The sequence below is a fragment of the Streptomyces sp. NPDC093546 genome, from assembly GCF_044765045.1.
Taxonomy (GTDB): domain Bacteria; phylum Actinomycetota; class Actinomycetes; order Streptomycetales; family Streptomycetaceae; genus Streptomyces.
Map to the genome: position 1 here is coordinate 1 of NZ_JBIWJG010000031.1, position 8753 is coordinate 8753.

Genomic DNA, 8753 nt, shown 5'->3' on the forward strand with positions numbered 1-8753 from the left:
TCCAGACGCGAAGCAGCGAGGTGGCCGTACGACGGGCGCACGGCGGCGCGACCCCGGCACGCGCGGCTGCGCGCAGCGGTGGCGTACGGCCGACGCGGGCCGGCCGTACGACGGGCGGCGGGCGGCCAGGTGGTGGCCGGCCGCGAACGGCCCAAGCGTGCTGCCGCCGTGCGGCGGCGCGGCCCCGGTACGGAGCGGTACGGCGGGACGCGGCGAATGGTCCAGGCGCACGGGGCCTCTACGCCGTCCCGTACGACACCCAGGTCGAAGTCGGGGCGACCAAAGCGTTTCCGCTCGGGCGGTGGGTCCACCAGCAGCGCAAGACGCTGCGCGCCGGCGAACTCGACCCGCACCGCAAGACCCTGCTCGACGCGCCCGAGGCCGGGATGGTCTGGAGGCCCGGCGAAGAAGCATGGGAGAACAAGCTCTCGCACGCTCCCGCTCGTACCGGCAGGCCACCGGACACCTCGCACCCCGCCAGGACGCCGTGTGGACCGGTTCCGCCGATGGGACGCAGGTGCCGATCGGGCAGCACCTGGCCAACCTCCGGCGGAAGGGTGCGAAGAACGGCCTGGGCAAGGATCCGGAGCGGGCTGCCGTACGCGCGGCGCAGCTCACGGCGATCGACCCGGACTGGGACTGCGAGTGGCCACTCAACTGGCAGCGGCACTACCGCGTCCTGGCGGACCTGGTCGACGCCGACGGTCACCTGCCCGACATCGCACCCGGCGTCCTCATGGACAGCGGCGACCTCGGCAAATGGCAGCAGCGGCTTCTTCGCCTCGCCGTGGCCTCGCCGGGTCAGCACCCACACCTGCCGCTGGTCCTCCCGGACCGTCTCGATCCTCACCAGATGGTGGTCCTGAAGATCCAGGAGGTTGTCCCGTACGAGCTTGTCGTGCTGGTTGCCCGGCCGGGTCAGCCTCCACAACTGATCGGGCGTAGCCCTCTGGGGCATCCCCAGCGCCTGCAGCAGCTCCCTCCGCCGGGGCCCTGTCGAGTTCTACCTGTGAAGAGGACGCCTGGAGGCAAGAGGGTTGTCGGACCTGCGCCGACACCCTGTCCGCCTGTTCTCACCTGCAAAAACGCCCGGCCCGCGGTGACGGGGCGCGGAGGGGGTCATGGAGGGATCCGCGGAGGGGGGATGCTCGCCCCGGTCAAGGGGCTGCTCGGGCTCGTCCGCGGTGCTCGCCACAGGGCGCTCCTGAAAGGTGGGGCGGGCCTATCCCGCCATTCACCGTCTACAGGGAGGCGGAGCAGGAGGGTCACGCAGAGCAGGCCGGTGCCGTCGATGGTGATGTCCGCGGCCGGGACCGGTTCGAAGCTCATCGGGGGAGGGTCTGGGTGACGCGCCACAGGCGGCGGGGCAGGTCGCCTTCCTCGAAGGCGTGGACCTCGTTCAGGGTCCAGCCGTCGGCGAGGGTGTCGACCAGGCCCCGGCCGAAGAAGTGGACGGCGAAGCCGCCGTGCTCGTAGATGTCGTCGCCGTGCGCGGTGCCCGCGCCGTAATGGGCGTCGCCCGTGTGCCGGACGGTGTAGACGAGCACGCCGCCGGGCCGCAGGACACGGCGGATCTCGCCCACCGCCGCGTGAATCTCCCGGGTGGACAGCGCCATGCACAGCAGCATGTGCGCGAACACGGCGTCCACGGAACCGTCCGGCAGCGGCAGCGCCTCACGGACGTCATGGACGGCGGTGGTGACCCGTCCCGCGACGCCCTGGGCGTGAGCGGCCTCCCGCAGCTGCTCCAGGCCGACGGGGCTGAAGTCGCTGGCCTGCACGGTGAAGCCTTCGCGAGCGAAGTAAAGGGCGTCCCGGCCATGGCCGGCACCGAGCTCCAGCACCTCCCGCGCGCCGGCGGCCCTGAACACCTCCGCGGCATGGACCGCGGGCGCGGAGGGCTGCTCGCCATACATGCCCGGGTGGGCAGCGTAGGTGCCCTGCCAGTGCTCGCGCTGCGCGCCCGCCAGATCCTTCTCGGTGTTCTCCACGCCGCAGCGCCTTCCTGTTCCGTCCCACGGCCAATGCCCGGGTCAGCTTAGGGCCCCGGTCTCCGAGCTCCGATGTCGGTTCGCACCCGTGCCCATGGACAGAAAGGGGCCCCGACGGTGTCCTCGTTGGAGCCCGCTGTGTCCGGTGGTGCGGTTCAGCTGCAGCAGTCGCAGCCGGGGCGGCACCCGCAGGTGTCGCTCTGCTCGGCACCGGCAGGCGGCACCGCTGCGGCCGGGGCCGCGCAGCAGCCCTTGCCCTGCCAGGCGTCGCGGCCTTCCTTGACGGCGATGGCAGCGATGACGAGGGCGGCGATGGGATCGGCCCACGACCAGCCGAGGGTGGCGTTGAGGACCAGGCCGACGAGGAGCACAGCGGACAGGTACGTGCACAGCAGGGTCTGCTTGGAGTCGGCGACCGCGCTGGCGGAGCCGAGTTCGCGGCCGGCCCGGCGCTGGGCGGCGGACAGGAACGGCATGACCGCGAGGGAGAGGGCGGCGATGACGATGCCGGGGATGGAGCGTTCGGCCTCGCCGGTGCCGGTGAGCGCGCGGACAGCGTCGATGCCGACGAACGCGGCGAGCGCGAAGAACGACACCGCGATGATCCGCAGCGTCCGCTTCTCCCGCGCCTCTCGGGTGGCGTGGTCGGAGGCGGAGAACTGCCAGGCGACCGCGGCGGCGGAGGACACCTCGATGACGGAGTCGAGCCCGAAGCCGATCAGCGCGGTGGAGGAGGCGATCGTCCCGGCGGTGATCGCGACGACCGCTTCGATGACGTTGTAGGTGATGGTGGCCGCGACCAGCAGACGTATCCGCCTGGCGAGGACGTCGCGGCGGGCCGGGGAGGGGCCGATGCCGATGGATATCTCCGCGGTCATCAGCAGCAGCCCTTCTGCTCCGCGTCCGCACACGTCTTGTCGGCTTCGACGGCGACCACGGCGGTGCGCAGGTCATCCAGCGCGTGACCGAGGCGTTCGTCGGCGAGCTCGTAGCGGGTGCGCCGGCCCACCGGCACCGCGACGACAAGGCCGCAGTCGCGCAGGCACGCCAGGTGGTTCGACAGCCGGGTCCGGGAGATCTCCAGAGCGTCGGCCAGGTCGGCGGGGTGGGCCGGCGCCTCGCGCAGGGCGAGGAGAATCCGGCAGCGGATCGGGTCGGCGAGGGCGCGGCCGAACCGCGCCAGCACCTCGATGTCAGCAGCGAGAGTCAGCACACCCAGGACAGTACACGCATTGCTGAATTCACCAAAGCCTGCACTATCGGAGTCCCCTGCCGCCTGCACAGCGGTCCAACCTCGATGGCAATCGGTCCAAGTTCCCTGTCACAGGACACTTGCGACCGTTCACGGTGGTTGGCGGGCACGATCCGCCGTTCCCGCAGGTCACAAGAAGCTCTGTTCACCGCTGTTGACGGATTCTGTTCCCGTTGGATGGCGGCTCGGTGGTGTGTGTCTGCCCAAGCAGTGACTCGGCGAGTCCCGACAGCGCGTCGTTCAGGGTGGCGAATCCCGGCGAAATCCGGGGTGCCGGCCGGGCGGACGCTGGAGCCCCCGGCAGGTCGGCGGTGCAGACGCTCGGCGAGACCGTTCGCCTGCACCGCCTACTCAGCGTCAGTCGGTGCCGGGCTCGGCCGCGGCGAGTTCTTCCGCGGCGATGCGGGCTTCCATCTCGGCTGCATCGGTGCCGGCGGCACGGTGCCCGTAGCCGCGGTGGACGACCAGGAGCTGATCCGTTTCGGCGTTCGCGTCGCGGTAGGCGATCACGGCCGGGCCGGCGCCGCTGAGATGACCGTGGAACTCCCGGTCGGCGCTCCAGCCGCTGCTGCTCTTGTAGGTGGCCCACCACAGTTTCTGGTCCCCGTTGCCGTGCCCGCGGTGGACGCAGTAGAGGTGGCCGTCGAAGACGGCGAGGCCGGGCCCCTCAAGGCTGCGGTGGTGGGGCATCTGGGTGTCGGCGGACCATCCGGTCTGCGCGTCGTAGACAGCCGCCCACAGGTTGTCGTCGTGGGTGCCGCCTCGGTGCACCAGATGCAGGCGCCCCTGGAACTCGGCCAGCGCCGGGTTGGAGCTGCTGTGGTGACCGGAGAACTTCTCGTCGTCGTTCCACCCGTTCTCGGAAGGCTGGAAGACGGTCCACCACCCAGGTGTCATCGGCACGCAGAGACGCTGCGCACCTCGGCCGCCGGCAGCACCTCCGCCTCGTCACCGTATGTTCCCGGCTCCTGCGGTTCGCCGTCCTGAGCAGCGGTGTTCGCGTCAGCGGTCACGGGTTCCCCCTCCCCTGTGCGCACAGCATCCGCCAACCGACCCAGGACCGGCCCGGAGCAGCTACGGCAGCCCGACTACGGGGCACCGGTACGCCAGGACAGGCTTTCAACAGCCAGGGATCTCCGCAGCCGAAACAGAGCAAAGTGCCGTTCGGGACAATCTATGGCCACATACGCGCCGCACCGTTTGATCAACCGACGGACCGGCGGACCCCAGTGGTCTTCCCGGCCCCGCGCCCGACGCGAGCCGATCACCGGACCTGACCGCAATCGCACCCTGATAATCACTCCCTGCATTGAACCCGCCACATGTCGCCCGAACAGTCACAACACTGCAGGGAAGAGTTCTCGCCCGTCGGCGCCGGACTCTGTGCACAGGGCCGCGATCCGAGCATCGGCTCTGAGGCCGCCGCGATCAGCGGGGCGGCCCGTACGTTGAGGAGCCGACATGCCCGACACCACGCCGCTCGCCCCGATGACCCCGCACGAGGCCATCAGCGCCTTCAACTACCTCTGTGCCGTCCAGGCCGACGACGTCGATGCCGCCTGCGAGTTCGCCGGTGTTGCACCGCGGATGCCCGAGCTGCTCGTCGACGTCGCCGAGCGCATCGTCGTCCCGGTCACCGCGCTGCCCGGCCCGGAGGCCGGCGAGCCGTGCGCGGACACCTTCGCCCTGGAGGCCCTCGGGCGGGTCTTCGTGACCTCGCTGCGGATATGGGCGCAGGCCGGACCGGACACGGCACAGGGCATCGCCCGCGCCGTCATCGACTTCGCGCAGCAGTTCCTCACCGAGGACCACGAGGACGTCGCCGACACCCTGCGCCAGCTGGAGGCCGTCGGCGTGGGCCAGACCCTCTATGTGCACCCCGCACCGACCGGTGCGCACCCGGTGCGCCTCACTGTCGTGTAGTGCGCGTGCCGCGCGGTGGCGGTGTGCACCACTACCGCGCGACGCGCACCCCCGCACCGCGCTGTCCATCGCGGCGCGCGCCATCGGTGCCGGGCACCGCACAGGCGCGCCGCGGGCGGCGGGCTCCTATATCACGCACCCCCTTGACCGCAGTCTGATCGGCGGCCGGAAGGCTCTGTAGCAAGGAGAAATGGGCCGGGTAGCAGAGGTAGACAAGGGGGCGCACGTCCGGGTAGCAGACCTGGACAAGGGGTCACGCGCGAACTCGGCCGCACCGGAGGAGGGGGGTGCCGGTGCGCGCACCAATGCGGTGCGCGCACCAGGTGCAGTGGACATCGCGGTGCGCACCTCGGTGGCGTCCATCGTCATCCGGTGCGCACCAGAGTGGAGTCCACTCGGTGGAGCCCATCGGGTGGACTCCACTCACTGGACTCCACTCGGTGGGGTGGACGATGTCCGTCATCGTCACCACAGCCAGGCGTTGGAGTGCCGCACCCGGGACAAAGCACGCACGTCGCGGCGGCTAGGCGGCGCTTCCCGGCTTCCTGGAGTCGTTTCCGCTGCTTGCGCAGTTCCGCCTTCTTCGCCGCCTTCGACTTCGGCTTCCGGGGCCGCTTCCAGATCGGCTGCCACCCCAGGGGCTCGTCGGGCTCGGGCTCCTGGTCCTCGGTGAGCGCAGCGGCCATCTCCGGGCGTGCGGCACGGGCGCGGGCGAGCTGTACGTCCACGACACCTCCGACGACGACCTGGCCGCCGAGGACAAGCTGCCGAAGTCCTCGATCCACACCGACCTTCTACGAACCTGAGGCCAGCCGCTCGTACCGCAACAGAACACGGGTAATCTCCCACTCCCCCGGCTGTGTGACGACGTCGAAGCGCTGGACAGCTACCTGCCGCCCCGCGTCGCGGCGCTCGCGCAGAAGGTCGCCAGCGTGTTGGAGCAGCTGCTGGCCACTGTGTGACGGCGGGGGTCGCAGTGTCGTTGGACGGAGCGATCCCCGAGCCGGGCCCTGGGGATGTCATGGCTGATCCCCCGGAGCCCGGGGTGTGTTGGGGTCAGCTCTCTCCGGCCGCCACCGCGGCGAGCCAGTCGGCGACTTCGGCGTTGGTCATCAGCAGTGCCTGCGTTTCGTGGGCGGTGCCGTCCTGGAGGACGTGGGCGCGCCCCGGGTGCGCACTGGTCTTCGGTCGGGGGCCGGCTATCGGGGCGAGCCCAGGTGTCGACGGTGACGCGCGCCAGGATGAGGGCGGCGAACTGCTCGCGGGCGGCGGTGTCGATGGCTCTGTACACGAGAACGGAAGTCGTCTGTCGACGGCTTCGGGAGTTACCGCGTGGGCCGGTTCCTTGATCAATGTCGATGAGTCTGGGAGTCACTCACGGTCCGGCGGGTGGTTTGTGCGACATCCCGTGAGTAGTTGAAGTACAGGAAATCCTGGTGAGATTGATCTTGGTGGGAACGACTGGCGGAGGAAACTCGGCCGGGTGTTCCGGCGGACGGCTACGACTCCGCGGTCAGAGCTCGCCGCGGCGTGCGAGCTGCTTCAGCGCGTTCTCACGGATGATCTCGTTCTCGTCGTCGCGCAAGCCCTCGAGGGCTTCCCTGGCCTCCGAGCCGGAAATGGCACCGAGAGCCCAGATCGCCTTCACCGCGAGGGCGCGGTTCTCGTCCCAGTCCAGGTACTCGGGAACCCAGCGAGTCGCCAAGACCAGCGTCGGCACCGTCTTGGGCGAGCGGAGCGTGCCCAGCATGGACACGATGTCCTCGTACTCCCTGTGCCAGTCGGCAGGGAACAGCTCGGTCAACGGCTCCAGGAACTCCTCGACCGAGGCGTCGGCGGCGGCATGGACGATCAACGCCATCTCGACGTCGTCGGCATCCTGGCGCTCCATGGCGTCCTGGAGTAGTCGGAGCGCCAGGGACCCACCGTCGGACTCGCCGAAGTGGGCGAGCACCTCGTCGAGCGTGTGCGTCCGGCCTTTACCTGGTACGAACACCAGGCCCATGACCAGATCCTGCTCCTCAGGGGTCATCGCCTGACCACCTCCCATGCGTTGAACGCTCCAGGTCTTGGGTGGACCCTAACAAGATCATTCTCGGCGGGTGCCTCCGGAACTCGTGAACATCGGCCTGGCCGCCGACAGGGCGCCTTCTGAGCTCATCGACAAACGACTGCTGGCTGCGTAGGTGAGAAGCAAGAGCGGATGTCGATGGTTTCGGACAGCGACTGACGCTGGGCTGGCGCTGAAATGTTGCCGAGTTCTGAGAGCGCCCCCTGCTCCCGTGTCCCGTGTCGGTTGTGTCAGGTCCAGGACGGTGCAGTGCCGAAACGTTTGATCGATAACATCTCGTCGCGACGCTGCGGTGGTCAGCGGCCTGACGAGGTGAGGAAGCTATGAGCGATGACGTCCTGTCGATCATTCCGAGTGATCCGCAGTGGCAGCCGGACCGCGATGCGGCCGACCACGTCGTCGCGCTCGTCGAGGACCTGGCCCCTGGAGTGCCCGGCGGCGTGGACGTAGAGATCGAGGTGACGTGGCACGACGTAGTGACGGCCGTCGACTGCGGGGCGAACCTGGAGAGGATCAGTTGCCCCTTGTGTCAGGCGGCCATCGACACGGAGTGGTGGGGCGACCTCCTTGAGGCTCACTGCGACGACGGGTTCACCACGCTCGCGATCGAGGTCCCGTGCTGTGGAGGATCAACCACTCTTGACGTGCTGGATTACGACTGGCCCTGCGGTTTCGCCCGGTTCGAGATCGCCATCTGGAATCCCGAACGCCCCTGGTTCAACAAGGACGAGCTGACGGCTCTAGGGGACCGACTCGGCCATCCGGTGAAGCAGATCCGGGCCCATATCTGAGTCTCCGCAGCTCAGGCGATCTCCTGTTGCTCGGCGCGGGCGCGGGTGGTGGCGAGGCGGTAGGAGTCGTTCGAGGCGATGGCCACGCTGTTCTTCTCCTCGCGTTCCGTCAGGACCTGGAAGACGAGCTCGGCTCCGCGCCGGTCCAGTTCCATGTAGCCGAGCTCGTCGATGCACAAAAGATCAAAACGTCTGGGACACCCTGATCCGCGGCCTGGCCTTCGCCAACCCCGGCTGGCTTAAGCCCGAACGGCCAGTGGCCGGGCTACTCCAAGGTCCTGGAGAACATCCCGGCCGTGGAGGACGACGACCCCACAATCCGCCAGTTCCACGAGGCGGCGGCCTTCCTGCCGTTCCCGAGGGCGCTGGAGCCGTTCTGGCCGTCGACGCCGGTCCCTGAGCACTTCAACCGGCACGCCACTGCTCACGCGGCCGCGAACACGCAGTACACCCCGGTCAACGCCGTGACCGCGGTCATGCTCGCGATCAGCGTGCTCCGCGACATCGACGACATGGGGTACCCCGTACAGCTCCACGCCTGATCAGTTCGCTCTGACGCCCTCGTGGGGGGGGGGGGGGGGGGGGGGGGGGGGGGGGGGGGGGGGGGGGGGGGGGGGGGGGGGGGGGGGGGGGGGGGGGGGGGCGGGGGGGGGGGGGGGGGGGGGGGGGGGCCGGGGGGTGGGGCCCCCCCCCCCCGGGGGGGGGGGGCCCCCAAGGTGGTGCTC

Annotated in this window: 9 protein-coding genes and 3 pseudogenes; 4 read left to right on the forward strand and 8 right to left on the reverse strand. The window is 69.8% G+C overall.

Features of this window, described 5'->3' with window-relative positions; translation table 11 throughout:
• Positions 1 to 231: hypothetical protein (locus ACIRNI_RS31825; RefSeq protein WP_403556866.1), on the reverse strand; the 231-nt coding region annotated here is incomplete at its 3' end.
• 2 nt (positions 232 to 233) lie between these two features.
• On the opposite strand from ACIRNI_RS31825, the pseudogene ACIRNI_RS31830 reads away from it, so the two are divergent.
• Positions 234 to 772 (forward strand): annotated as a pseudogene (locus tag ACIRNI_RS31830) (helicase associated domain-containing protein); the annotation flags it as partial.
• A gap of 553 nt (positions 773 to 1325) precedes the next feature.
• Here the strand turns inward: ACIRNI_RS31830 and ACIRNI_RS31835 are convergent.
• The 4 genes from ACIRNI_RS31835 to ACIRNI_RS31850 all read right to left on the reverse strand — a co-directional run bounded on the left by ACIRNI_RS31835 (position 1326) and on the right by ACIRNI_RS31850 (position 4146).
• Positions 1326 to 1991, reverse strand: coding sequence for a class I SAM-dependent methyltransferase (locus ACIRNI_RS31835; protein ID WP_403556853.1), 666 nt, complete (start codon positions 1989 to 1991; stop codon positions 1326 to 1328).
• Positions 1992 to 2146: 155 nt separating this feature from the next.
• Entirely contained in the window at positions 2147 to 2869 is a 723-nt protein-coding gene (locus ACIRNI_RS31840) for a cation transporter (RefSeq protein ID WP_403556854.1), read from the reverse strand.
• A complete protein-coding gene (locus ACIRNI_RS31845) occupies positions 2869 to 3204 on the reverse strand; it encodes a metalloregulator ArsR/SmtB family transcription factor (protein ID WP_360791921.1) in 336 nt (111 codons plus the stop codon). Before ACIRNI_RS31845 ends, ACIRNI_RS31840 begins: the two co-directional genes overlap by 1 nt.
• A 396-nt stretch (positions 3205 to 3600) precedes the next feature.
• The gene (locus ACIRNI_RS31850; protein ID WP_403556856.1) at positions 3601 to 4146 is read right to left on the reverse strand and encodes a hypothetical protein; all 546 of its coding nucleotides are present in this window, start codon (positions 4144 to 4146) and stop codon (positions 3601 to 3603) included.
• Between the two features lie 558 nt (positions 4147 to 4704).
• Between ACIRNI_RS31850 and ACIRNI_RS31855 the strand changes: the two genes are divergently transcribed.
• The gene (locus tag ACIRNI_RS31855) at positions 4705 to 5166 is read left to right on the forward strand and encodes a hypothetical protein (protein ID WP_403556858.1); all 462 of its coding nucleotides are present in this window, start codon (positions 4705 to 4707) and stop codon (positions 5164 to 5166) included.
• A gap of 465 nt (positions 5167 to 5631) precedes the next feature.
• On the opposite strand, the pseudogene ACIRNI_RS31860 reads toward ACIRNI_RS31855, so the two are convergent.
• Together ACIRNI_RS31860 and ACIRNI_RS31865 are read right to left on the reverse strand one after the other, a co-directional pair.
• Positions 5632 to 5852 (reverse strand): annotated as a pseudogene (locus ACIRNI_RS31860) (hypothetical protein).
• 827 nt (positions 5853 to 6679) lie between these two features.
• Positions 6680 to 7198 (reverse strand): HEAT repeat domain-containing protein, encoded by a 519-nt coding sequence (locus ACIRNI_RS31865; protein ID WP_403556860.1) that lies wholly within the window; start codon positions 7196 to 7198, stop codon positions 6680 to 6682.
• A 362-nt stretch (positions 7199 to 7560) separates the two neighbouring features.
• On the opposite strand from ACIRNI_RS31865, the gene ACIRNI_RS31870 reads away from it, so the two are divergent.
• A complete protein-coding gene (locus ACIRNI_RS31870; protein ID WP_403556862.1) occupies positions 7561 to 8028 on the forward strand; it encodes a hypothetical protein in 468 nt (155 codons plus the stop codon).
• 11 nt (positions 8029 to 8039) lie between these two features.
• Here ACIRNI_RS31870 and ACIRNI_RS31875 read toward each other — a convergent pair.
• Positions 8040 to 8219: pseudogene (locus ACIRNI_RS31875) on the reverse strand (ATP-binding protein); the annotation flags it as partial.
• Between the two features lie 105 nt (positions 8220 to 8324).
• Here ACIRNI_RS31875 and ACIRNI_RS31880 point away from each other — a divergent pair.
• On the forward strand, positions 8325 to 8570 hold the full coding sequence (locus tag ACIRNI_RS31880; RefSeq protein WP_403556864.1) for a hypothetical protein: 246 nt from the start codon (positions 8325 to 8327) through the stop codon (positions 8568 to 8570).
• Positions 8571 to 8753 lie beyond the last annotated feature (183 nt).

What these genes read in the sequence shown, in the direction of transcription:
- ACIRNI_RS31855 (WP_403556858.1), top strand. Translation starts at nt 4,705, where the DNA reads ATGCCCGACACCACGCCGCTCGCCCCGATGACCCCGCACGAGGCCATC.
- ACIRNI_RS31840 (WP_403556854.1), bottom strand. Translation starts at nt 2,869, where the DNA reads ATGACCGCGGAGATATCCATCGGCATCGGCCCCTCCCCGGCCCGCCGC.
- ACIRNI_RS31865 (WP_403556860.1), bottom strand. Translation starts at nt 7,198, where the DNA reads ATGACCCCTGAGGAGCAGGATCTGGTCATGGGCCTGGTGTTCGTACCA.
- ACIRNI_RS31870 (WP_403556862.1), top strand. Translation starts at nt 7,561, where the DNA reads ATGAGCGATGACGTCCTGTCGATCATTCCGAGTGATCCGCAGTGGCAG.